The following is a 22,271-nucleotide window of genomic DNA, read 5'->3' as shown; positions in this document are numbered from 1 at the left end:
GTATCAGCCGTTGCGACGCGCCTGCGTTTCGGCGGGGCGCAGCTTCGCGGCCAGCTTGTCGAGCACGCCGTTCACGTACTTGTAGCCGTCGGAGCCGCCGAACGTCTTCGCGAGTTCGACGGCTTCGTTGATGATCACGCGGTACGGCGTTTCGACGTGGTGCGTGAGCTCGAACGTCGCGATCAGCAGCACCGCGCGTTCGACCGGCGACAGCTGATCGATCGGACGGTCCAGCGACGGCGCCAGCGCTTCGACGAGCGTCGCATGCTCGCGGATCACGCCGTGCAGGATCGCTTCGAGCAGTTCCTTGTCAGCCTTGTCGTAACCGAGCGCGCCGCGCAGTTGCGCGTCGATCTCGCCGGAGGGCGCGTTCGACAGCAGCCACTGGTACAGGCCCTGCGTCGCCAGCTCGCGCGATTGTCGGCGGGCGCTCTTCTTCATGCGCGCTCCTCTTCGTCGTCTTCGTCTTCCTCTTCGTCCTCGTCGTCGCCGAGCTGGTCGAGGGCCATCGTCAGGTTGGCCATCTCGACGGCGACGCGTGCGGCGTCACGACCTTTCTCGGTCATGCGCGCGACGGCCTGCTCGTCGGTTTCGGTCGTCAGGACCGCGTTCGCGATCGGCAGGTTGAAATCGAGACCGATGCGGGTGATGCCCGCGCCGCTCTCGTTCGACACGAGTTCGAAGTGGTAGGTCTCGCCGCGGATCACCGCGCCGAGCGCGATCAGCGCGTCGAACTGGCCACTTTCGGCGAGCTTCTGCAGCGCGAGCGGGATTTCCAGCGCGCCGGGCACCGACACGAGCAGCACGTCTTCACCGGTGACGCCGAGGCGCTCCAGTTCTTCGACGCACGCGTCGGCGAGGCCGTTGCACACGGGTTCGTTGAAGCGCGATTGCACGATGCCGATACGCAGGCCGTCGCCTTCGAGATTCGGTTGGTATTGTCCGATTTCCATGATCTGGTCCGTGGTGTGGATGAACGGTTATAGGGCGAAAGCGCCGTGGCGGGTTACGCGTGGGACGCCGGGCAGGACGTGGCTTCGCCGCCGGGCATCGGGATGAAGCCCGTGACTTCGAGGCCGTAGCCGGACATGCTGCCCAGCTTGCGCGGATTCGACAGCACCTGCATCTTGCCGACGCCGACATCGCGCAGGATCTGCGCGCCGATGCCGAACGTCTTGAAATCGACCGGCCGGCGCTTGAGCGCAGCGGCCTTTTCTTCCTCGTCGAACGCCTTGAAGACGTCGATCAGGTGTTCCTTCGTGTCGCCGCAGTTGAGCAGCACGATCACGCCGAGGTCGCGTGCGGCGATCTCGCGCATCGCCGCGTCGAGCGTCCACGAGTGGGTCGACACGCCCGTCTCGAGCAGATCGAGCACCGACAGCGGCTCGTGCACGCGCGCCGGCGTGTCGACGTCGGGCGACGGCGTGCCGCGCACCAGCGCGATGTGCGGCGAGCCGCTCGGCTGGTCGCGGTACAGCACCGCGCGGAACGTGCCGTGCGCGGTCTGCATCGTGCGCTCGGCGATCCGCTCGATGATCGACTCGGTGCGGCTGCGGTACTGGATCAGATCGGCGATCGTGCCGATCTTCAGGTTGTGTTCCTTCGCGAATTCGATCAGGTCGGGCAGGCGCGCCATCGTGCCGTCGTCCTTGATCACCTCGCAGATCACCGCGGCCGGCGTGAGGCCCGCGAGCGCCGTGAAGTCGCAGCCGGCTTCGGTGTGGCCCGCGCGCACGAGCACGCCGCCCGGTTGCGCCATGATCGGGAACACGTGGCCCGGCTGCACGATGTGCTCGGGGCGCACGTCGTGCGCGACCGCCGTGGCGATCGTGTGCGCGCGGTCGGCGGCCGAGATGCCGGTCGTCACGCCTTCGGCCGCTTCGATGCTGACCGTGAACGCGGTGCCGTACTGCGTGCCGTTGCGGTAGGTCATCAGCGGCAGGTGCAACTGCTTGCAGCGTTCCTGCGTCAACGTCAGACAAATCAGGCCGCGGCCGTACTTGGCCATGAAGTTGATCGCTTCCGGCGTGACGAATTCGGCGGCGATCACGAGGTCGCCCTCGTTTTCGCGGTCTTCTTCGTCGACCAGGATCACCATCCGGCCGGCTTTCAGCTCGGCGATGATGTCGAGCGTGGAGGCGAGCGTCATAAGGGGGCGAGAAAGAGGAAAGTGCGTATTTTACGCCAGCCGGACGGCGTTTCGGCTGGCGCGGGCGGCGCGGGGCCGGCGAGTGCTCCGGAAAGCGCTGCGGCCGGCCTGTGCGCGGGTGCGGACGGTTGTGGGCCGGGCGTGGCCCGGCCGCGCGTCACGCGTGGTCGTTGCGGCCGCCGAGGTAGTCCAGCTTGCCGAGTTCGACGCCGCTGTGGCGCAGGATGTCGTACGCGGTCGTCACGTGGAAGAAGAAATTGGGCAGCACGAAATTCAGCAGGTACGACTGGCCGGTGAACTCGATCGGGCCGACGCGCATCTTCAGCACGATCTGGCGCGCCTCGCTGCCGTCGATCTGCGCGGCGTCGAAGCTTTTCAGATAGTCGATCGTCTTCTGGATGCGCGCGTGGAGTTCGTCGAAGGTCTGCTCGACATCCGGGTAGCTCGGGATCTCGGCGCCGGCGAGCCGCGCGGCGCAGCCCTTGGCCGTGTCGGTCGCGATGTAGACCTGGCGGACGAGCGGCAGCATGTCCGGATAAAGGCGTGCGCCGATGAACACCGACGGATCGATCTGCTTCTCGGCCGCATGCGCCTGCGCCTTGCCGAGGATGTGCTGCAGGTTGGTGAGACCGCGGATCAGGACGGGCAGCGAAGCCTGGTACATCGAGATGGACATGGGGACGACTCCAATGGGAAGAATGGCGGCCGCTACGCGGCGCGTCGTACGTGGCGGCATGGGAACCGCTGTCGACGCATCTTAGCGCGGCGGCATGACCCGTGCGCGTCGTTGGCCGTTCGGCCAGGTGTCGGCTTGCCGGACGGCCAACGAGCGAACGCGATCGCGATGCTGTCGCTTGGGATGGCCGACGGGGCGGCCCAGCACGAAGTAGGGCGGGAGCAACGCTCGGTGAAGCGATGGGGCTGCGGCGACGCCCGGACAATGCCGGGCCGAACCGTCAGCCGTCGTTACATATATGGGACCGAACTGCCCGATCAGTCCTGCTGGACGCCCTGCGACGCCGACAGCATCCGCTCCACATACCGCGCGATCATGTCGACTTCGAGGTTGACCTTGTCGCCGGCCTTCACGTGACGCAGCGTCGTGACTTCGACCGTATGCGGAATCAGGTTGATCGAGAATTCGCAGCCGTCCGCGCGATCGTCGACCGTATTGACGGTCAGGCTCACGCCGTTCACCGTGATCGAGCCCTTGTACGCGAGATAGCGGCCGAGCTCGCGCGGCGCGACGATTCGCAGTTCGTGCGACTCGCCGACCGGCGCGAAGCGCGTGACGGCGCCGAGGCCGTCTACATGGCCCGACACGATATGCCCGCCGAGGCGGTCGTGCGCGCGCAGCGCCTTCTCCAGGTTCACTTCGCCGGGCTGCGCGAGACCGACCGTCCGGTTCAGGCTTTCGCGCGACACGTCGACGTCGAACGTGGTGTCGGTCTTCTCGATCACCGTCATGCACGCACCCTGGATCGCGATGCTGTCGCCGAGCGCGACATCCGCCAGGTCGAGCCCGCCGGCCTGCACGGTCAGGCGCACGCCGGCTTCGGCCGACGTGCCGAGCGCGGCGATCGATTCGATGCGGCCGACGGCCGCGACAATTCCGGTAAACATCGTGACGATCCCGTTCAGTGAGAGGCGTCGGGCGGCGTGAGCCGCGCGAGGATCCGCAAGTCGTCGCCGATCCGCTCGAACCCGTGGAACGACAGCCGGGTGCGCGCATCGAGGCTGGCCGGCGCGGCGAGATCGAACATGCCGGCCGCGTCGGCGCCCAGCAGGCTCGGCGCCAGATAGACCAGCAATTCGTCGACGCACCGCTCGCGCAGCAGCGAACCGTTCAGCTTGTGGCCGGCCTCCACGTGCAGTTCGTTCACGCCGCGCGCGCCGAGCGCGGCCAGCATCGCGGGCAGGTCGACCTTGCCGTGCGCATTCGCGAGCGGCACGATTTCCGCGCCGCGCGACCTCAGCACGTTCGCGCGGACTTCGCCGGCGGCGTCGAGCCGGCCGCAGAAAATCAGCAGCGGCGCGCCTTCGAGCAGCCGCGCGTCGAGCGGCAGGTCGAGGCGGCTGTCCACCAGGATGCGTTGCGGCTGACGCGGCGTGTCGATGCCGCGCACGGTCAGCAACGGATTGTCCTCGCGCACCGTGCCGATGCCGGTGAGGATCGCGCACGCGCGTGCGCGCCACGCGTGCCCGTCGAGGCGCGCGGCCTCGCCGGTGATCCACTGGCTTTCGCCGGACGGCAGCGCGGTGCGGCCGTCGAGCGACGCGGCGGTCTTCATCCGCACCCACGGGCGGCCGCGCGTCATCCGCGACACGAAGCCGATGTTCAGCTCGCCGGCCTCGTGCGCGAGCAGCCCGCAGCGCACGTCGATACCCGCGTCGCGCAGCATCCCGAGGCCGCGCCCCGACACCTGCGGGTTCGGGTCTTCCATCGCGGCGACGACTTTCGCGACGCGCGCGTCGATCAGCGCGTTCGCGCACGGCGGCGTGCGGCCGAAATGGCTGCACGGTTCGAGCGTCACGTAGACGGTCGAGCCCGCGACGTCGTAGCCGCGCGAACGCGCATCCTTCAGCGCCTGCACTTCCGCGTGATCCTGGCCGGCCGGTTGCGTGAAGCCTTCGCCGATCACGTCGCCGTCCTTGACGATCACGCAGCCGACGCGCGGATTCGGCGCGGTCGTGTACATGCCGTGCGCGGCGAGCCCGAGCGCGCGCTGCATGTGGGCGAAATCGGTATCCGAGAACATGCGCGCGGCCCCGGGTCAGGCGGCGAGTGCCGCGAACGCGCGGCGCGCGGCCGCGAGCGTCGCGTCGATCACCGCATCGTCGTGCGTGCTCGACACGAAGCCGGCTTCGTACGCGGACGGCGCGAAGTACACGCCCTCGTCGAGCATCAGGTGGAAGAAGCGGTTGAAGCGCGCGATGTCGCTCTTCGTGACTTCCGCGAAGCTGCCCGGCACGCGCTCGGCGAAGTACAGGCCGAACATCGCGCCGATCGAATCGGCCGCGAACGGTACGCCGGCCGCGCGCGCTTGCGCCGCGAGGCCGTCGGCGAGCCGCTTCGTCTGCGCGGTGAGCGCGTCGTAGAAACCCGGCGCCTGGATCAGTTGCAGCGTCTTCAGGCCCGCGGCGACCGCGATCGGGTTGCCCGACAGCGTGCCGGCCTGGTACACGCCGCCGAGCGGCGCGAGGTGGGCCATGATGTCGCGGCGGCCGCCGAACGCGGCGGCCGGCATCCCGCCGCCGATCACCTTGCCGAGGCAGGTGAGGTCGGCCGCGATGCCGTAGTACGCCTGCGCGCCGCCGAGCGCGACGCGGAACCCGCACATCACCTCGTCGAAGATCAGCACGGCGCCGTGCTTCGTGCACAGCGCGCGCAGCGCGCCCAGGAATTCGGGCGTGCCGCGTACGAGATTCATGTTGCCGGCGACCGGCTCGACGATCACCGCGGCGATCTCGTCGCCGAATGCGCCGAACGCTTCCTCGAGCGCGGCGACGTTGTTGTATTCGAGGACGGTCGTGTGCTTCGCGATGTCGGCGGGCACGCCGGCCGAGGTCGGGTTGCCGAACGTCAGCAGGCCCGAGCCGGCCTTGACGAGCAGGCTGTCCGCGTGGCCGTGGTAGCAGCCCTCGAACTTGACGATGCGGCTGCGGCCCGTGAAGCCGCGCGCGAGACGCAGCGCGCTCATCGTGGCCTCGGTGCCGCTCGACACCATCCGCACCTGCTCGATCGACGGCACGAGCTTGCAGATTTCCTCGGCGATCTCGATTTCCGCTTCGGTCGGCGCGCCGAACGAGAAGCCGTCGGCGAGCACGTTCTGCACGGCCGACAGCACTTCCGGATGGACGTGGCCGACGATCATCGGGCCCCACGAGCCGATGTAGTCGATGTACTGCTTGCCGTCGGCATCCCAGAAATACGGGCCTTGTGCGCGCGCGACGAAGCGCGGCGTGCCGCCGACCGACCGGAACGCGCGCACCGGCGAGTTGACGCCGCCCGGAATGGTCTTCTGGGCGCGTTCGAAGAGAAGCTGATTGTTGGACATGAGCGAAACCTGCGAGAGAAGGGCGCGGGGGCCGGTGCACGGGCCGCGGCGCCTGGGCGGAACGATCGTCCGATTGTACCGGAGACACGCGCGGCAAGCCCGCCGGCCGGTCTGCGGCCTTTCGGCGCGCGGCATCGGCCGGCCGGAAAGGCGCGCGTGATGCGACCCGGTTTCCGCTTATCGCGGCGGCTTGCGCTTGCCGGTCAGCTCGGCCCAGCGCTTTTCGAGCGGGCCTTCGACCATCGGCTTGATCGACGTGCCGGAGCTCTGCGCATCCCAGGTCTGGACCGAATACGGATGGACGCGTAGCGCGTCGCGCGCGATCACGACGTCCTGATGCGCATCGACCAGCCAGTCGTACACGAAGTCGATGCACAGCCGGTAGCCGCGCTTCGTCGACGGATCGGGCACCTCGTACGGCGCGCGCGTCACGTAGCCGGAGCCGAACACACCCTTGGGTTCCTTCGCGACGCGGTGCAGGAACACGCGGTCGCCCGGCAGGATGCCGCGCGCGAAGCCGCAGCCCCACACGTCATGCACGGCCTCGCCGGCCTTCACGCGCGCGGCGACGTCGGGCAGCTCGGGCCACGGCCATTTCTTGGGGCTCCAGATCAGTAGGAAAGCGGTCATCGGGTGGGTCGTACGTCGAATGGTCAGACGAGAGTGGCAAGCAGCAGCAAGCTTAATCGAATCGGCCCGCGCGTTCGTTCCGCGCATGACGAGCATGGGTGTTTCGCGGCGTGCCGCCGCACGCGGCCCAAGGCACGCAAAAAGTTGCGCGTACAATCATGAGCCTGAACGCGTCGCTTGCGGCGCGGTTTCCCGTCTTCACCGCCACGCGCGCCCCGATGCGCGCGGGCTCCCATTCCGGATACCCATGTCTCACGTCGTCCGGCGCCGGCCCGATGCCCGGCTGATCCTGTTGCTCGGCGCGCTCGCGGCCTGCGGGCCGATCGCCACCGACATGTACCTGCCGAGCCTGCCGTCGATCGCCGACAGCTTCTCCGTCAGCGCCGGCGCCGCGCAGCGCACGCTGACGAGCTTCATGGCCGGCTTCTCGATCGGCATGCTGCTGTACGGCCCGCTGTCCGATACGTGGGGCCGCCGCCCCGTGTTGCTCGGCGGCATTGCGCTGTTCACGCTCGCGAGCATCGGCTGCTTCGTGTCGGGTTCGATCGACATGCTGATCGTCGTGCGTTTCCTGCAGGCGCTCGGCGCCGGCGCCGCGTCGGTGCTCGCGCGTGCGATCGCGCGCGACGCGCACGAGCCGAGCGATGCGGCGAAGGTGCTGTCGATGGTCGCGATCGTCACCGCGGTCGGGCCGCTGCTCGCGCCGCTGATCGGCGGCCAGATCCTGCGTTTCTCCGGCTGGCGCGGCGTGTTCGTCGTGCTGGCCGTGTTCGGCGCGATCTGCGCGACGACCGCGTATCTGCGCGTGCCCGAAACCTGGCCGAAGGAGCGGCGCAAGAGCGCGGCCGTGCTCGCGTCGTTCGCGTCGTACGGGCGCATCCTGTCCGATCCCGTCGCATGGGGGCACATGCTGTGCGGCGGGATGGCGTTCGCGTCGATGTTCTCGTACATCACCGCGACGCCGTTCGTGTACATCGAGTATTTCCACGTGTCGCCGCAGCACTACGGGCTGCTGTTCGGCCTGAACGTCGTCGGGATCATGATCGGCAACTTCGCTAACACGCGGCTCGTCGGCCGCATCGGCTCGCTGCGCATCATCTCGGCCGCGTCGCTCGTGAGCTGCATCGCGTCGCTCGCGGTCGCGTTCGTCGCGCTGACGGGGTTGGGGGGGCTGTGGTCGATCGTCGTGTGCCTGTTCTTCGTCGTCGGCGTGGTCGGGATCCTGTCCGCGAACTGCACGACCGACCTGATGCACCGCTATCCGCACAACGCGGGCGCGTCGGCGGCAGTGTTCGGCGCGATGCAGCTGGCGCTCGGTGCGCTCGCGAGCGTCGCGATCGGCGCGCTCGCGGACGGCACGCCGTTCGCGATGGGCGTGACGATCGGCGTTACCGGCGTGTTGTGTTTCGTCGGGCGTTATCTGGTGCTGCGCTGGCACGGACGGCCGGTGAAGGCGGGAGCTTGATTCGCTTGGCGGGATAGGTGGGCGGGCAGGTGTTCGGATGCGTGAACGCAGCCGCGTCGCTAGGTGCTTCTCAGTGTGTCGCGTACGGTAGCTTGTTCACGAGATATCCATGACAATTCGCGGTAACCCCAATACCGCATCTAATTTCCAGTCGACACTTTTCTCTGTCATGGGCTTGAACCGCGGGTTTCCAGGCAGGGTTCGATGCGTCGATAGTCACTCCTGCCCCGTCCCGCCGCCTTTGCGTTGCCAAAGTTGGCGAAGGAGAGCAGGTTTCTCAATGTGCTCGCATCGATTTTAAAAGCCTCCGCCAGAATCCCTTTTGACTGGGGGCTCTTCGCGCTTTTTGTCGGAAGAAAGGTAGTCGAACACAAAATTCGAAATTCCTTCTATTGTGGGTGGACAGTCTGGGTTGTTTATTATTGGCATGTTGAAGTGGCGAAACACCGATAACAAGAATAAGGAGATGTCATCATGATATATTTTAAAATCGTCAAGTATGTTCGTGTTTTTTGACACTTCGCCGCGGTCGATGAATGCAATTTCCCTTACAAAAATGTCGATTACGGTTTCAATGATTTTTTCTTTCGAGGGTGGTGCTTGATGTTTGGTTTCCGTGTCTTGCATCATACGCGCACTTTCCTGTGAGGGCTGCATCAATCACAGTTTGCAATCGAACCGTGCCGCAATAATAACTTCGGGAAAAACCTAACTCCAATGTCGCTGATGATCTGATGATATTTGTGTGCTTGATTGAATTTCCTGTCACTGGATTTCCAAGCAACGATTTTTTGATTGGGATTCCTCCTGCTCCGACTAGAATCGTTGTCCCGGTCAGGCCGTAATACTCTTTTGCGAATTTCCATAGATCTGCTCCGACGGATCCGGTCGATTTTCCCAGGTTGAGGGACGTCGAGGAATATAATAATTCATAGTCGAGCTTGTTTTAGGGGGCAATAATCCCGCTCGTGTTGGTGGGAAATCTGCTGAATTCGAGTGGTAGTTGTGATGTATTGGGTGTGAAATTTCTGTCGATTGATCGATTTATTTCTTTCGTCGCGGAAACATCGCCTAAAAAATAAACTGGTCTGTTTGTCGAGGTGCAATCAGCGCGGCAGACTTTCCAAGCGCTGATTGTTCCACTCTCCATCCAAAATAGCCTGATAGAGCATGCCTAGAGTCAGTGGTGCTTTGTCATATTTTTCTCGGCGTTTTCTGGAGAAAACCATCCGCGCCACTTCAACCAAGCTAAAGCCCTCTCCTGAGAAGTAGCGATTGAACTCAAAATCTTCGACCTGCACCGGAAATTTATCGAAGAAGCTCTCCATAAACTCGATCGCATCGTCACCAGTGATATCCAAATCACCCTCGACGGCATGACCTTTTGTGAGAATTTTTTTGGGACTAACATCGGCCTCCCTTCTCACAAAATCCTCGAACTCGTTCCATGTAAACTGGCTCAAGGCATACCTCTCTCCGCAAACTGGATGAACGTGATGCTGTCGATGCCAACCGGGGTTCCGTGAGAAACGCGTCATTTCTCGCGTCGGACCGGGATGGCGGCATCACGCGGAGTGAAGGAAGTTACCGAGCCTGGGCAACTGCTGACAATTGGACTTGTTCGAAAATGGGCGCATGTACGAACGTAGGACGTCTCGCGTAGGCATAGGCAGAAGGCATCGTCGATACCTGCCGAGCCGCCGTTGTTCGCGCCGGTGCCGCTCATGCGAAACACCCCGAACGCCGGGCTTGAATCCAGCGTTCGGGGTGCCGTGGATCGACGGCGTTTCGCCGAAGCGTCAATCCCGCGCGACGTCCTTCGCCGCCGGCGGCGCGCCGTGGCTCAGCCAGTCGAGCACGTCGGCCGTCTCGTCGTCGCTTGCCCGCGCGCGCCTGCGCTACCGCCTCCGGCAGCTCGCCGTTGGTCGATGCGCGACGGATCGCGACGCCCACCGCGAGGATGTCGATCATCAGCAGATGCAGGATCCGCGAGATCATCGACAGCTGCGACTCGCGCATCCCGATGTGATCGGTTTCGAGCGTGACGGTCGCGCGCGAACGCGATTCTTGCGATGTCCTGGTCCGAATGCGCGAGAGCAGCGAAGAGCGACTACAGCGCATTCGTGAATGCTTGTTCAGATAGCGATTGCCATGCGAAGCCCGCGCGATGCGCGGTGGTTTGCAAAGCGCGGGTCAGCGAGCGCGTGAACGCGGAAGTGAGCGACAGAATACCGGCGATATCACCATCGACCCCGGGGCGCATGACACCGACCAGGTGATGCGCGCGCGGTGTTTTTTGTTCGGTTGCGGCGTGCCGTATCCAGTTGTCGCCGGCAAGCGCCTGCAGGGTGTCTCGTGAAACGATCGGGGCGGGCGCGTGATGCTCCGAGATCAGCACGACTTGTGCCTGACTGTCCCACGCATAGCCGGGTGCGTCGAACAGGAGCTTCGCTGTGTCGACGGCATGTGTCGAAACGAGCACGGTGCGTGCAGTCCCGCGATGTACCGCGGCGCGTGCATGGGCCGCGAGGCCGGCAATATGCAACGGCTGCGACGTATCGTCGCTCGATGACAGTGCGATCGCTTGTTTAGCGGGCGGTACGACAGGAAAGGTCAGGGTCGCGACGGAGGTGAGTGCGCGGGCGAGTACGTCAGCGACGCCGGGCGGTACACCGGCGTCGACGGCGCGCGGTTCGACGTGCCAGCCAATCAGGATGACGTCGGCGGCTGGCGGCGGCAATGGACCGAGTTGCCACTGCGAAAGGGTTGGCGTCTCGCAGACGAGAATCGTGGGGGCGCTCATTGCGTTTTTGCGTGAGGTAATGGCGTGAAGACAGCATCACCCCAGTCATAAATGGTGCCGCCTAGTGTGGCGCCCGCCTGATATCCGGCGTATCCGCCAATCACGCAGCCAGCCAAACCGCCGATTGCCGTGCCAAGCGGTGTTCCCAGGGAGCCGATCGACGCCCCCACAGGTCCTACAGTCTTGCAGCCGATCCACGCGAGCGCCCATCCAGCAGTGACCTCGGATGCACGACGAATGGGTCGACTCGCTACGACAACGGATGCGATGTCAAGCGCAACGCCGAAAATCGCAAGCACACGTCCAGCATGGCGAAAATATTTGGCCGAACGATACGCGACCGCTCCTAATTGCTTGATTGGCGTACGGTCGCTGATACCGAACGTTTCGTACGTGCCTCGTTGATTCCAATGATAATCGACCGTCTTCGTCTGGACGTTGTATCCGTAATCCAGACGGAGATGCTTGCGCCCCGATACGTCCTGGAAAAAAAGCGTGGAGGTCGAGCCTCGCTTGGGCATGGCGCCTCGCGGCCGCAATTCTATGCACAGGCAGGCCCTGCGTGCCGGGTATTGGGATGCGGATGGCGCTCGCCATGCCTATCGAATAAGGGATGCTGCCGGATGCGGGGGCGTTGGGGTCGGACATGGCGGTGTTGATGGTTAATCGAGATACGTTCGGACCCGTGACTTGCGTTGAGAATCGTGCACGGTGCAAAAGATGCTTCCGACCATACTTCGATTTTCGATCAAAGCGCTCTCCTTCAGTAATTCGCGTACCGACGTTACGGGCACGGCAGCCTTGTCACCATTGGCGATGCAGCTCAAATTGCAAAGACGTGGCCTTGTTGCACAGTGTTAATTCGTCGATTCGCCCACTGCGGCACACCAACGCCAAGCGGCTCCCCAATGCAAAACACCCCGAACGCCGGGCCTGAATCCAGCGTTCGGGGTGTCGTTCACCGAGGCGTTTTTTTACCGCTGCCTCAATCCCGCGCGACGTCCTTCGCCGCCGGCGAAGCCCCATGACTCAACCAGTCGAGCACGTCGGCCGTTTCGTCGTCGGTGGCGCGTGCCCGCGCCTGCGCGACCGCCTCCGGCAGCTCGCCGTTGGTCGATGCGCGACGGATCGCGACGCCCACCGCGAGGATGTCGATCATCAGCAGATGAAGAATTCGCGAGATCATCGACAGTTGCGACTCGCGCATCTCGATGTGGTCGGTCTCGAGCGCGACGGTCGCGCGCTTCGCGAGCGGCGTGTTGCTCGACGTGATCGCGATCACCTTCGCGCCGGCCTGCATCGCGACGTCGAGCACGCGCAGCAGCTCGGGCGCGCGTCCCGACTTCGACACCGCGACGATCACGTCGCCCTTGCCGAGCAGCGCGGCCGATGCGGCCTGCATGTACAGGTCGCCGTACGCGATCGTCGGAATCCCGAAGCGGAAGAATTTGTAGTGCGCGTCCTGCGCGACGATGTTCGAGTTGCCGAGCCCGTAGAACTCGATGCGCCGCGCGCCGTTCAGGATCTCGATCGCGTTCTCGACGTGCTCGAAATTCAGGTGCTCGCGCAGTTGCAGGATCGCGGACACCGTGTTGTCGAGCACCTTCGCGCCGAAGTCGGTGGCCGTATCGCCGAGGTGCACCTGGCTGTGGCTCATCGGGATCGTGCCGGTGAGGCCGGTCGCGAGCTTCAGCTTGAAATCCGACAGCCCCTGGCAGCCGAGCGAGCGGCAGAAGCGGATCACGGTCGGCTGGCTCACGTCGGCCTTGCGCGCGATGTCGACGATCGGATCGTTGATGATCGAGCGCGGATGGTTCAGCGCGAGATCGGCCACGCGGCGCTCGGCCGGCGTCAGCGCGTCGCGCATCTGGCGGATTCGCTCGAACACCGCCGACGACGCGCCGCCGGAACGGTTCGACAACTGTTCCGCGAGAATCGCCGACACACCGAGGAACGCCGGATATTCGGCGGTGATCAGGTACGTCGGGATGTTCTTGAGGTAGTGCGTGAAGCGGCCCTTCGCCTCGAAGCGCGCGCGGAACGACGAGCGCGTGAACAGTTCGCCCAGCTTCAGCGCGACGCCGCCGCCGATGTACACGCCGCCGAGCGCGCCGAGCGTGAGCGCGACGCTGCCCGCGAACGCGCCGAGAATCCCGCAGAAGCATTCGACCGTCTCGAGCGCGAGCGCATCGCCCGCATGCGCGCGCTCGACGATCTCGACCGTGTCGACGGATGCCGCGACGCGCTTCTTGTCGCGCGCGGCGAGTGCGCGATAGATGATCTCCATGCCGGGGCCCGCGCACACGCGCTCGAACGACACGTGCGGAAACTTCTTGCGCGCGTACTGCAGCACCAGATCCTCGCGTTCGTCCTGCGGCGCGAACGACGCGTGGCCGCCCTCGCTGCCGAGCGCGATCCAGCGGTCGTCCGCCGGGATCAGCCCCGACACGCCGAGCCCGGTGCCGGGCCCGAGCAGGCCGATCACGCTGTTCTGGCGCCGCGCGCCGCCGCCCACCTGCACGCGTTGCGCATCGGTCAGGCCCGGCAGCGCCATCGCGAGCGCGGTGAAATCGTTGACGACCAGCAGCGTGTCGAAGCCGAGCGCGCGGCGCGTCGCCTCGATCGAGAAGCTCCAGTCGTGGTTCGTCATCGTGACCTGGTCGCCGTCGACCGGGTTCGCGATCGCGATCGCCGCGTGGTTCACGCGGCTGATCTTCACGTCCTTCAGGTATTTGCGGATCGCATCGGTGATCGTCGGATAGTCGGCGCCGGGATACACGCGGATCTGCGTGATCTCGCCGGGGCCGGTTTCCAGCGCGAAGCGCGCGTTGGTGCCGCCGACGTCTGCGAGCAGGCGCGGGCCGTCGGCATGCTGACCCGCGACGACCGCCTTACTTTGCACACCAGTAGACATCGAGCTGGGTCCCCTTGTCGTTGGCCAGTTGGGAAATCGCGTTCTTCTGCAGCGACGCGGCCGCGGCGTCGAGCACGTCGCGTTTGCGCTCGCCCGCGATCAGCAGGAACAGCCGGTCGACGCGCTTGAGCGCATCGAGCGAATAGCTCACGCGTGCATGCGGCGCCGCGCCCGGATGCACGGCGACGAAGCGTTCCGGCGTCGTGATCGCGTGGTCCCATTCGGGTGCGTCGGCGAAGATCGACGCGGTGTGGCCGTCCTCGCCCATGCCGAGCACCGCGACGCTCGGCACGCGATAGTCGGCGTTTGCGTTCAGCGCGGCGACGTGCGCGTCGAGCGTGCTGCGCGTGTCGACGAGCGGCAGGAAGCGGGCAGGGGCCGCCGCGTGCTGCAGCAGCGTGTCGCGCACGAGTTGCGCGTTGCTGGCCGCGTCGTCGTCCGGCACCCAGCGGTCGTCGACCAGCGTGACGTCGACGCCGGCCCAGTCGAGCGCCGCATGCGACAGCGTGTGCAGGAACGGGCGCGGGCTGGTACCGCCGGACACCGCGAGCAACGGGCGCGCGCGGCCGGCGAGCGCCGCGCGCAGCGCATCGCCGACGGCGCGCGCGAGCGCTTCGCTTTGCGCTTCCTGGGTGTCGAAAGCGTGGATCTCGATCACATCTCCTCCGGACTGCTTTGTCTGTTCAAATCGTACGAATCGTGGGGCACGTTGCCGCGTACGGTGGCGTACGCGGCAACGGTTTGCATCAGTTTTCTTCTTCGAGCCAGCAGGTGTCGTGCTGCGCGAGCATCGCGCTCGACGCGGCCGGCCCCCACGTGCCCGCCGCGTACGGCTTCGGCGGCTTCAGCGTGCGCGCCCATTCGTTCAGGATCGGCTCGACCCACTGCCATGCCGCTTCCTGTTCGTCGCGACGCACGAACAGCGCGAGCCGGCCGTTGATCACGTCGAGCAGCAGGCGCTGGTATGCCTCCATCTGCCCTTCCTTGAAGAACTGGTCGAACGCGAGGTCGAGGTGCACGCTGGCGAGGTTCATCCCTTCGCCCGGCTGCTTCGCGAGGCAATACAGGCGGATCGTCTCGTTCGGCTGCAGCCGGATCACGAGGCGGTTCGAACCGGGGCGCAGCGCGGTCGGCCCGAGCGCCGAATGCGGCACCGGGCGGAAGTTGACGACGATCTCCGCGACGCGGTCGGCCAGCCGCTTGCCGGTGCGCAGGAAGAACGGCACGCCGGCCCAGCGCCAGTTCTCGATCTCGACCTTCAGCGCGACGAAGGTCTCGGTCTGGCTGTCGGGCTTCACGCCCGGCTCGGTCGCGTAGGCCGGCACCTGCGCGCCCTTGATCACGCCCGCATGATACTGGCCGCGCACGGCAACCTTGCCGATGTCGCGCGGATCGATCGGCTTCAGCGCGCGCAGCACGCGCAGCTTCTCGTCGCGCACCGAGTCGGAATCCATCGAGTGCGGCGGCTCCATCGCGACGATCGACAGCAACTGCAGCAAGTGGTTCTGCACCATGTCGCGCAGCGCGCCCGTATTGTCGTAGAAGTCGCCGCGCGCCTCGACGCCGAGCTCCTCGGCGATCGTGATCTGGATGCTCTCGACCCATTCGCGGCGCCACAGCGGCTCGAACAGCGCATTGCCGAAGCGCAGCGCGAGCAGGTTCTGTACCGGCTCCTTGCCGAGGTAGTGGTCGATCCGGTAGATCTGGCCTTCCGCGAAGATCTCGCCGACCGCGTCGTTGATCGCGTTCGACGATTTCAGGTCGTAGCCGAGCGGCTTCTCGAGCACGATGCGCGAGTCTTCATTCAGGCCGACCGACGCGAGCGCCTTGCAGATCGGCACGAACAGCGACGGGCCCGTCGCGAGATAGAACACGCGGATGCCGGGCAGCGACGCCACCGCGTCGCGCAGCACGCCGTAGTCTTCCGCGCGGCCGAGATCGAGGTGCACGTAGTCGATGCGATCGAGGAAGGACTTCCACGCGGCGGCGTCGAACGCGTTGCCGGCCGCCTTCGCCGCATGCGGCTTCACGTGCGTGTCGACCCATTCGAGATAGGCTGCCCGATCCGATTCGTGTCGCGCCACGGCGACGATCCGGCCGCTCGCCGCCAGCATGTTCGCGCGGTGCGCTTCGAACAGCGCGGGCAGGATCTTGCGCATCGACAAATCGCCGGTGCCGCCGAAAAGTACGAAGGTAAAGCTGGAATCGGTATGCATGTGTCTCCGCCGTGTTGGGGTGCCCGGAAGCGATCCGTAGTGCGATAAAAATATTTTTGACACTGAATTGTAGTTTAACTACAATCCGCCGCAAGGGGTAGCACCTGGGCGAAGAAAAAAAGAAGTGCGGTCGATGAACTGCGCGAGCTTCGCCTTCGGGAGCGCCTTGTGCCGAATGTTATCGGACATTGGCGGTGCGCATCGTCGGCGCGCCGTCGGCCCCGGGCTCGCGTCGCATCATCGCGGCGGGCCAGAAACACAAAGAGGAGACACGCCGTTGAATCTCGATTCACGCTTTCTGTAAGAGCCCGGCCGGTCATCGGCCCCGTACGCTGCATGCGTCCCGCGGCTCGATTTCCCCGTCGTTATCAAGAAGCCGGTTCCTGGTCAGGGAACCTCACGAGTTGATTCAGTCTGGAGGAGATAAGTAATGAAAGTTCGCTCGATCATGGGCGCGCTCTGCGCCGCAGGCCTGATGGCTGGCGCCGTGGCGGCGCAGGCAGCCGAGAACGTAACCGTGCTGCACTGGTGGACCTCGGGCGGCGAGTCGAAGGCCGTCGGCGTGCTGAAGGACGACCTGCAGAAGCAGGGCTACGTGTGGAAGGACTTCGCGGTCGCGGGCGGCGCCGGCGCCGCTGCGATGACCGCGCTGAAGACCAAGGTGATCAGCGGCGATTCTCCGTCGGCCGCGCAGATCAAGGGCCCGCTGATCCAGGACTGGGCCGACCAGGGCGTGCTCGTCAACATCGATTCGGCTGCCGGCGACTGGAAGCAGAACCTGCCGCCGGAAATCGACAAGATCATCAAGTACAAGGGCCATACCGTCGCCGCGCCGTTCTCGGTGCACCGCGTCAACTGGCTGTACATCAACAAGGCCGCGCTCGACAAGGTCGGCGCGAAGGTGCCGACCACCTGGCCTGAATTCTTCGCGGTGGCCGACAAGCTGAAGGCCGCGGGCATCCAGCCGATCGCGATGGGCGGCCAGCCGTGGCAGGACCTGACGCTGTGGGAGGACGTCGTGCTGTCGCAGGGCCCGGCGTTCTACAAGAAGGCGCTGGTCGACCTCGACCAGGCGACGCTGACGTCGCCGCAGATGGTGTCGGTATTCGACACGGTGCGCAAGATCCAGGGCTACTTCGATACCGGCCGTAACGGCCGCGACTGGAACCTCGCGACCGCGATGGTCATCAACGGCAAGGCCGGCATGCAGTTCATGGGCGACTGGGCGAAGGGCGAGTTCGAGAACGCGGGCAAGAAGTCGGGCAAGGACTACATCTGCGCACCGGTGCCGGGCACGGCGAACGCGTACACGTTCAACGTCGATTCGTTCGTGTTCTTCCAGCAGAAGGGCGAGAAGAACGCGACGCCGGGCCAGCTCGCGCTCGCGAAGACGATCATGACGCCGGACTTCCAGGAGCAGTTCAGCCTGCTGAAGGGCTCGGTGCCGGTGCGTCTCGGCGTGAAGATGGACAAGTTCGACGACTGCGCGAAGAAGTCGTATGCCGACGAGCAGACCGCGATCAAGTCGGGCGGCTTCGTGCCGTCGCTCGCGCACGGCATGGCGCAAGGCGACGCGACCGCCGGCGCGATCACGGACGTCGTGACGAAGTTCATGAACTCGCAGCAGGATTCGAAGAGCGCGGTCGCCGCGCTCGCGAAGGCCGCGAAGGTCAAGTAACGCGCGCCAGGCGCCCGGCCGGACACGCTTCATCGGCCGGGCGTTTTTGCATGTGCAGCAAACGGGCTCGCCCGCGAGCCCGTGCCGTACCCGGCGCCGGCCAGGCCTGCGTCGCCCTCGTTCCAGGAGTCGAATCAAGTGGCTGCCCCTCTTAGCGGAAACGGATCCGGCGCTGCCGCCGCACGGCGTACGTCGCCGATGTCGGCCTTCGCCGATCGCTGGATCCCGAAGCTCGTGCTCGCGCCGAGCGTCGCGATCGCCGTCGTGTTCATCTACGGCTTCATCCTGATTACCGGCTATCTGTCGCTGACCAACTCGCGGCTGTTGCCCAACTACGAATTCGACGGCTTCGGCCGTTACACGGACCTGTTCCAGAACGACGTGTGGTGGACCTCCGCCGCGAACCTCGGCTGGTTCGGGATCCCGTTCATCGCGATCTGCGTCGCGCTCGGGCTGTTCCTCGCGATCCTGCTCGACCAGCGGATCCGCAACGAAGGCGCGCTGCGCGCGATCTTCCTGTACCCGATGGCGCTGTCGTTCATCGTCACGGGCACCGCGTGGCAGTGGATCCTGAACCCCGGCCTCGGCCTCGAGAAGGTGATGCACGACTGGGGCTGGACGAGCTTCTCGTTCGGCTGGCTCGACGATCCGGACAAGGCGATCTTCTGCGTGGTGATCGCGGCCGTGTGGCAGTCGACCGGCTTCGTGATGGCGCTGTTCCTCGCGGGGCTGCGCGGCGTCGACGGCGAGATCTTCAAGGCCGCGCAGGTCGACGGCGCGACGCTGCCGACCATCTACCGCAAGATCGTGATCCCGAGCATGCGCCCGGTGTTCTTCTCGGTGCTGCTGATCCTCTGCCACATCACGATCAAGACCTTCGACCTCGTCGTCGCGCTGACGGCGGGCGGCCCGGGCACGTCGTCGTCGCTGCCGGCCATGTTCATGTACACGTTTTCGTTCAACCGCGGCCAGCTCGGGCTCGGCGCGGCGTCCTCGGTGATGATGCTCGCGACCGTGGTCGCGGTGCTGGTGCCGCTGATGTATATGGAATCGAGGAGCACCCGCAATGCAGCCTAAGATGACGATCAGCCGGGCAGTGATCTATGCGGCACTGATCCTGTTCGCGCTGTATTTCCTGTTTCCGATCTACGTGATGCTGTCGACGTCGTTCAAGGACCTCGACCAGCTGCGCACCGGCAACCTGCTGACGCCGCCCACCACGTGGACCGTCGACCCGTGGGTGAAGGCATGGAGCGGGGCGTGTACCGGCGTGCGCTGCGACGGGATGAAGCCGTTCTTCCTGAACTCGCTGCAGATGGTGATCCCGGCCGTGCTGATCTCGTCGCTGATCGGCGCGTTCAACGGCTACGTGCTCACCCACTGGCGCTTTCGCGGTGCGGACGCGCTGTTCACGATGATGCTGGTCGGCTGCTTCATTCCGTTCCAGGTGATCCTGCTGCCGATGGCGCGCCTGCAGGGGATGCTCGGCCTCGCGAACACGATTCCGGGCCTCGTGTTCGTGCACGTCGTGTACGGGATCGCGTTCACGACGATGTTCTTCCGCAACTTCTACGTGAGCGTGCCGGCCGAACTCGTGAAGGCCGCGCGCATCGACGGCGCCGGCTTCTTCACGATCTTCACGAAGATCCTGCTGCCGGTGTCGCTGCCGATCTTCATGGTGTGCCTGATCTGGCAATTCACGCAGATCTGGAACGACTTCCTGTTCGGGATCGTGTTCTCCGGCGTCGATTCGATGCCGATCACGGTCGCGCTGAACAACCTCGTCAACACGTCGACGGGCGTGAAGGAATACAACGTCGACATGGCCGGCGCGATCATCGCCGCGCTGCCGACGCTGCTCGTCTACATCGTCGCCGGCCGCTACTTCGTGCGCGGGCTGACGGCAGGCGCGGTGAAGGGGTAAGCGCGGCTTTTCCGATACGACGAACCGGCCGCGCACCCCGCGCGGCGCATCGAAACGAACCCGACGCGGCGCCGGCGTGCGCCGCGCGAGACGAGACAGAGGATTCACAGCATGGCAAGCCTTTCCATCCGTGACGTGTACAAGACCTACCCGAACGGGGTGCCGGTCCTGAAGGGTGTCGACATCGAGATCGAGGACGGACAGTTCCTGATCCTGGTCGGCGGCTCGGGCTGCGGGAAATCGACGCTGCTCAACATGATCGCCGGGCTCGAGACGGTCACGAGCGGCGAGATCTGCATCGACGGCAAGGTCGTCAACGATCTGTCGCCGAAGGATCGCGACATCGCGATGGTGTTCCAGTCGTACGCGCTGTATCCGTCGATGACGGTGCGCGAGAACATCTCGTTCGGGCTGAACATCCGCAAGGTGCCGAAGAACGAGCAGCAGCAGATCGTCGACCGCGTGTCGGCGATGCTGCAGATCCAGCATCTGCTCGACCGCAAGCCGGGCCAGCTGTCGGGCGGTCAGCGCCAGCGCGTCGCGATGGGCCGCGCGCTTGCACGCGATCCGTCGCTGTTCCTGTTCGACGAACCGCTGTCGAACCTCGACGCGAAGCTGCGTATCGAGATGCGCGCGGAAATCAAGCTGCTGCACCAGCGCCTCGGCACGACGATCGTCTACGTGACGCACGACCAGATCGAGGCGATGACGCTCGGCGACCGGATCGCGGTGATGAAGGACGGCGTGGTCCAGCAGTTCGGTGCGCCGCAGGATATCTACGATTCGCCGTCGAACCTGTTCGTCGCGGGCTTCATCGGCGCGCCGCCGATGAACTTCATCAACGGCCGTCTGGTCGAGCAGGGCAGCGGCATCGCGCTCGAGATCGACACGGGCCTCGCGCGCAGCGCGCTGAACCTGCCGTTCGACGCGGCGAAGCTGAAGTCGCACGTGGGCCGCGAGGTGATTCTCGGGTTGCGCCCGGAGCGCATCACCGACGCACGCAACGCACATCACGGCGAGGCGTCGAAGCTGCAGCCGATCGACGTGCGCGTCGACGTGACCGAGCCGACCGGGCCGGACACGCACGTGTTCGCGCAGGTGAACGGCAAGCGGATCGTGAGCCGCGTGCATCCGGCCGCGAACCCGCAGCCGGGGCAGACGCAGTCGCTGCTGTTCGACGTGTCGAAGGCCGTGCTGTTCGATCCGGCGTCGGAAGAACGGATTGCGTGAGGCACTGGATGCGCTGAATGAAGAAGGGGCCGTTTCGAAACGGCCCCTTTCGTCTGTGCATGCCGGTGCCGCGTCAATGCGGCAACCGCACGTCGAACTTGAACGTCGCGAGCCGCGCGGCGAGGATGAAGCCGGTCGCGAGCAGCACGCTGTATGGAGGCAATCACGGACTCGGCAATGACAAGAGATACGAACCGATCGCATGCATGAGCGGCATGAACAGAAGGCACGCGAAGACGGCCGGAAAATAAAATCTCGAGCGGCGGACGGTGGAGAACAGGCCGGCCACGGCGACGACCAGACAAACGGTCGCGAGTGTACCGAACAGGTCGCTATCTGCGATTACCGAAAAGAACGCACGCATCCTTGCCTCGGCATTACTGATTGAATGCAGCGAAATTCCAGCGATACAGCTGGAATTGCTTTAGAAAGTCCTTCACTTCGGCGCCTGTGGTCTCGTTTCTGTAGTCCCACCCTTCCTCGCCGGGGGTGTAGTACCCGTTTTCGACGCTCATACCTGCATAACTGGCGCTTTGCGGATCTGCACGATTGTGGCCGAATATCCTCATGATCGTCGTGAATGGACGGACGATCACACCGCTCGAATTGCCCTGCATGATCGAAACGGACGAGGGCGAGGTGCGCGTGACCAACTGAACGTGATGCCCGATGCCTGCGCGATCATTGGCCTGTACGAGCATGTCTCCCGCGCGGAGCGACTCGGCCGTCGTAAGTCGTACGGTATTCGAACCGGTGCGTTGTGTGTCCGGTGCGCCGAAAGTCAGCGCGACCATCTCGGCGAAACCGTACATCGTCGAATCGTATCGCTGGTGTTCCGATTCGCCGTAGATTTCCATGTTTCGATAACTGCGCACACCGGTGGTCAACTTGAGCGGCAACCCGCGCAGGGCCGCGAACTGGACGAGTAACCGTAGCGCGAAGTCCTCGCATGTAAATCGATTCTCACGCGTACTGCCGTTGCGGTCCCAGTACGTTTCCTTCTGCAGCTGTTGTGCCAGTTGCGGAATTGCGCGCTGGTATTCGCCGACGTCGGCGTCGGTCCATCTGCGGACCGTTTTCCAGAATGTCTTGAATCGGACGGTGACGGGTTTCGGCGACGGGTCGTTTGTCGGCGTGGTCTTACGTGCCGCGATCCGTTTGTATCGATTGCCTTCAGGAGAAATGTGGACGCGTTCGGGCATGA

The 22,271-nt window shown here is 65.0% G+C and carries 22 protein-coding genes and 1 pseudogene; 5 read left to right on the top strand and 18 right to left on the bottom strand.

Annotation, left to right across the window (positions count from 1 at the left end; all coding sequences use genetic code 11):
* Positions 1 to 3: 3 nt before the first annotated feature.
* The 8 genes from nusB to C5F75_RS14415 form a co-directional block, all read right to left on the bottom strand.
* A complete protein-coding gene (gene nusB, locus C5F75_RS14450) occupies positions 4 to 441 on the bottom strand; it encodes a transcription antitermination factor NusB (protein WP_006476662.1) in 438 nt (145 codons plus the stop codon).
* Positions 438 to 953 carry a 6,7-dimethyl-8-ribityllumazine synthase gene (ribH, locus tag C5F75_RS14445; protein WP_034206641.1) on the bottom strand — a complete coding sequence of 172 codons (516 nt, stop codon included), beginning with the start codon at positions 951 to 953 and terminating at the stop codon, positions 438 to 440. Before ribH ends, nusB begins: the two co-directional genes overlap by 4 nt.
* 53 nt (positions 954 to 1,006) lie before the next feature.
* The gene (ribBA, locus tag C5F75_RS14440; RefSeq protein ID WP_059574141.1) at positions 1,007 to 2,149 is read right to left on the bottom strand and encodes a bifunctional 3,4-dihydroxy-2-butanone-4-phosphate synthase/GTP cyclohydrolase II; all 1,143 of its coding nucleotides are present in this window, start codon (positions 2,147 to 2,149) and stop codon (positions 1,007 to 1,009) included.
* Positions 2,150 to 2,306: 157 nt separating this feature from the next.
* Positions 2,307 to 2,825 carry a DUF1993 domain-containing protein gene (locus C5F75_RS14435; RefSeq protein WP_059574140.1) on the bottom strand — a complete coding sequence of 173 codons (519 nt, stop codon included), beginning with the start codon at positions 2,823 to 2,825 and terminating at the stop codon, positions 2,307 to 2,309.
* A gap of 317 nt (positions 2,826 to 3,142) precedes the next feature.
* Complete coding sequence (locus C5F75_RS14430) at positions 3,143 to 3,772, bottom strand: riboflavin synthase (protein WP_059574139.1); 630 nt, start codon at positions 3,770 to 3,772, stop codon at positions 3,143 to 3,145.
* Positions 3,773 to 3,786: 14 nt separating this feature from the next.
* On the bottom strand, positions 3,787 to 4,908 hold the full coding sequence (gene ribD, locus C5F75_RS14425) for a bifunctional diaminohydroxyphosphoribosylaminopyrimidine deaminase/5-amino-6-(5-phosphoribosylamino)uracil reductase RibD (RefSeq protein ID WP_059574138.1): 1,122 nt from the start codon (positions 4,906 to 4,908) through the stop codon (positions 3,787 to 3,789).
* A gap of 15 nt (positions 4,909 to 4,923) precedes the next feature.
* Positions 4,924 to 6,207 carry a glutamate-1-semialdehyde 2,1-aminomutase gene (hemL, locus tag C5F75_RS14420; protein WP_059574137.1) on the bottom strand — a complete coding sequence of 428 codons (1,284 nt, stop codon included), beginning with the start codon at positions 6,205 to 6,207 and terminating at the stop codon, positions 4,924 to 4,926.
* Between the two features lie 177 nt (positions 6,208 to 6,384).
* Positions 6,385 to 6,837, bottom strand: coding sequence for a hypothetical protein (locus C5F75_RS14415; protein ID WP_034182952.1), 453 nt, complete (start codon positions 6,835 to 6,837; stop codon positions 6,385 to 6,387).
* A 247-nt stretch (positions 6,838 to 7,084) separates the two neighbouring features.
* Here C5F75_RS14415 and C5F75_RS14405 point away from each other — a divergent pair, with 247 nt between their 5' ends.
* Positions 7,085 to 8,302 (top strand): Bcr/CflA family multidrug efflux MFS transporter, encoded by a 1,218-nt coding sequence (locus C5F75_RS14405; RefSeq protein WP_059574136.1) that lies wholly within the window; start codon positions 7,085 to 7,087, stop codon positions 8,300 to 8,302.
* Between the two features lie 297 nt (positions 8,303 to 8,599).
* On the opposite strand, the gene C5F75_RS36300 is transcribed toward C5F75_RS14405, so the two are convergent.
* The 8 genes and pseudogenes from C5F75_RS36300 to zwf all read right to left on the bottom strand — a co-directional run bounded on the left by C5F75_RS36300 (position 8,600) and on the right by zwf (position 16,235).
* The gene (locus C5F75_RS36300) at positions 8,600 to 8,932 is read right to left on the bottom strand and encodes a hypothetical protein (RefSeq protein WP_146075205.1); all 333 of its coding nucleotides are present in this window, start codon (positions 8,930 to 8,932) and stop codon (positions 8,600 to 8,602) included.
* Between the two features lie 476 nt (positions 8,933 to 9,408).
* A complete protein-coding gene (locus C5F75_RS14400) occupies positions 9,409 to 9,765 on the bottom strand; it encodes a DUF1493 family protein (protein WP_059574135.1) in 357 nt (118 codons plus the stop codon).
* Positions 9,766 to 10,101: 336 nt separating this feature from the next.
* A pseudogene (locus C5F75_RS14395) lies at positions 10,102 to 10,360 on the bottom strand (bifunctional transcriptional regulator/glucokinase); the annotation flags it as partial.
* A gap of 52 nt (positions 10,361 to 10,412) precedes the next feature.
* The gene (locus C5F75_RS14390; RefSeq protein WP_124657646.1) at positions 10,413 to 11,105 is read right to left on the bottom strand and encodes a hypothetical protein; all 693 of its coding nucleotides are present in this window, start codon (positions 11,103 to 11,105) and stop codon (positions 10,413 to 10,415) included.
* Entirely contained in the window at positions 11,102 to 11,626 is a 525-nt protein-coding gene (locus C5F75_RS14385) for a hypothetical protein (protein ID WP_196485199.1), read from the bottom strand. The genes C5F75_RS14390 and C5F75_RS14385 overlap by 4 nt, the downstream gene beginning before the upstream one ends.
* 464 nt (positions 11,627 to 12,090) lie before the next feature.
* Positions 12,091 to 14,019 (bottom strand): bifunctional transcriptional regulator/glucokinase, encoded by a 1,929-nt coding sequence (locus C5F75_RS14380; RefSeq protein ID WP_104012367.1) that lies wholly within the window; start codon positions 14,017 to 14,019, stop codon positions 12,091 to 12,093.
* Positions 13,997 to 14,677 (bottom strand): 6-phosphogluconolactonase, encoded by a 681-nt coding sequence (pgl, locus tag C5F75_RS14375; RefSeq protein WP_059574131.1) that lies wholly within the window; start codon positions 14,675 to 14,677, stop codon positions 13,997 to 13,999. The genes C5F75_RS14380 and pgl overlap by 23 nt, the downstream gene beginning before the upstream one ends.
* 88 nt (positions 14,678 to 14,765) lie before the next feature.
* Positions 14,766 to 16,235, bottom strand: a complete 1,470-nt coding sequence (zwf, locus tag C5F75_RS14370) for a glucose-6-phosphate dehydrogenase (protein WP_059574130.1) — start codon at positions 16,233 to 16,235, stop codon at positions 14,766 to 14,768.
* A 430-nt stretch (positions 16,236 to 16,665) separates the two neighbouring features.
* On the opposite strand from zwf, the gene C5F75_RS14365 reads away from it, so the two are divergent.
* From C5F75_RS14365 to C5F75_RS14350, 4 genes are all read left to right on the top strand, one after another.
* Complete coding sequence (locus tag C5F75_RS14365) at positions 16,666 to 17,913, top strand: ABC transporter substrate-binding protein (RefSeq protein ID WP_059574129.1); 1,248 nt, start codon at positions 16,666 to 16,668, stop codon at positions 17,911 to 17,913.
* A gap of 138 nt (positions 17,914 to 18,051) precedes the next feature.
* On the top strand, positions 18,052 to 18,990 hold the full coding sequence (locus tag C5F75_RS14360; RefSeq protein WP_059499909.1) for a carbohydrate ABC transporter permease: 939 nt from the start codon (positions 18,052 to 18,054) through the stop codon (positions 18,988 to 18,990).
* Entirely contained in the window at positions 18,980 to 19,837 is an 858-nt protein-coding gene (locus C5F75_RS14355; RefSeq protein ID WP_011544828.1) for a carbohydrate ABC transporter permease, read from the top strand. Before C5F75_RS14360 ends, C5F75_RS14355 begins: the two co-directional genes overlap by 11 nt.
* Positions 19,838 to 19,948: 111 nt before the next feature.
* Positions 19,949 to 21,067, top strand: a complete 1,119-nt coding sequence (locus tag C5F75_RS14350; protein WP_059574128.1) for an ABC transporter ATP-binding protein — start codon at positions 19,949 to 19,951, stop codon at positions 21,065 to 21,067.
* 163 nt (positions 21,068 to 21,230) lie between these two features.
* Here the strand turns inward: C5F75_RS14350 and C5F75_RS14345 are convergent, their stop codons facing one another.
* Both C5F75_RS14345 and C5F75_RS14340 read right to left on the bottom strand, forming a co-directional pair.
* Entirely contained in the window at positions 21,231 to 21,431 is a 201-nt protein-coding gene (locus C5F75_RS14345; protein ID WP_059574127.1) for a hypothetical protein, read from the bottom strand.
* A gap of 13 nt (positions 21,432 to 21,444) precedes the next feature.
* A complete protein-coding gene (locus tag C5F75_RS14340) occupies positions 21,445 to 22,269 on the bottom strand; it encodes a hypothetical protein (RefSeq protein WP_059574126.1) in 825 nt (274 codons plus the stop codon).
* Positions 22,270 to 22,271 lie beyond the last annotated feature (2 nt).

It is taken from the genome of Burkholderia anthinoferrum, from assembly GCF_002925705.1.
Classification (GTDB): Bacteria; Pseudomonadota; Gammaproteobacteria; order Burkholderiales; family Burkholderiaceae; genus Burkholderia; species Burkholderia semiarida.
Note: the sequence above shows the minus strand (reverse complement) of the source record. Positions and strands in the feature narration are given on the sequence as shown.

Bases quoted from the DNA above. Each gene is read 5' to 3' on its own strand.
- nusB (WP_006476662.1), bottom strand. From the start codon at position 441: ATGAAGAAGAGCGCCCGCCGACAATCGCGCGAGCTGGCGACGCAGGGC.
- ribH (WP_034206641.1), bottom strand. From the start codon at position 953: ATGGAAATCGGACAATACCAACCGAATCTCGAAGGCGACGGCCTGCGT.
- ribBA (WP_059574141.1), bottom strand. From the start codon at position 2,149: ATGACGCTCGCCTCCACGCTCGACATCATCGCCGAGCTGAAAGCCGGC.
- C5F75_RS14435 (WP_059574140.1), bottom strand. From the start codon at position 2,825: ATGTCCATCTCGATGTACCAGGCTTCGCTGCCCGTCCTGATCCGCGGT.
- C5F75_RS14430 (WP_059574139.1), bottom strand. From the start codon at position 3,772: ATGTTTACCGGAATTGTCGCGGCCGTCGGCCGCATCGAATCGATCGCC.
- ribD (WP_059574138.1), bottom strand. From the start codon at position 4,908: ATGTTCTCGGATACCGATTTCGCCCACATGCAGCGCGCGCTCGGGCTC.
- hemL (WP_059574137.1), bottom strand. From the start codon at position 6,207: ATGTCCAACAATCAGCTTCTCTTCGAACGCGCCCAGAAGACCATTCCG.
- C5F75_RS14415 (WP_034182952.1), bottom strand. From the start codon at position 6,837: ATGACCGCTTTCCTACTGATCTGGAGCCCCAAGAAATGGCCGTGGCCC.
- C5F75_RS14405 (WP_059574136.1), top strand. From the start codon at position 7,085: ATGTCTCACGTCGTCCGGCGCCGGCCCGATGCCCGGCTGATCCTGTTG.
- C5F75_RS36300 (WP_146075205.1), bottom strand. From the start codon at position 8,932: ATGATGCAAGACACGGAAACCAAACATCAAGCACCACCCTCGAAAGAA.
- C5F75_RS14390 (WP_124657646.1), bottom strand. From the start codon at position 11,105: ATGAGCGCCCCCACGATTCTCGTCTGCGAGACGCCAACCCTTTCGCAG.
- C5F75_RS14385 (WP_196485199.1), bottom strand. From the start codon at position 11,626: ATGCCCAAGCGAGGCTCGACCTCCACGCTTTTTTTCCAGGACGTATCG.
- C5F75_RS14380 (WP_104012367.1), bottom strand. From the start codon at position 14,019: ATGTCTACTGGTGTGCAAAGTAAGGCGGTCGTCGCGGGTCAGCATGCC.
- zwf (WP_059574130.1), bottom strand. From the start codon at position 16,235: ATGCATACCGATTCCAGCTTTACCTTCGTACTTTTCGGCGGCACCGGC.
- C5F75_RS14365 (WP_059574129.1), top strand. From the start codon at position 16,666: ATGAAAGTTCGCTCGATCATGGGCGCGCTCTGCGCCGCAGGCCTGATG.
- C5F75_RS14355 (WP_011544828.1), top strand. From the start codon at position 18,980: ATGCAGCCTAAGATGACGATCAGCCGGGCAGTGATCTATGCGGCACTG.
- C5F75_RS14350 (WP_059574128.1), top strand. From the start codon at position 19,949: ATGGCAAGCCTTTCCATCCGTGACGTGTACAAGACCTACCCGAACGGG.
- C5F75_RS14345 (WP_059574127.1), bottom strand. From the start codon at position 21,431: ATGCGTGCGTTCTTTTCGGTAATCGCAGATAGCGACCTGTTCGGTACA.
- C5F75_RS14340 (WP_059574126.1), bottom strand. From the start codon at position 22,269: ATGCCCGAACGCGTCCACATTTCTCCTGAAGGCAATCGATACAAACGG.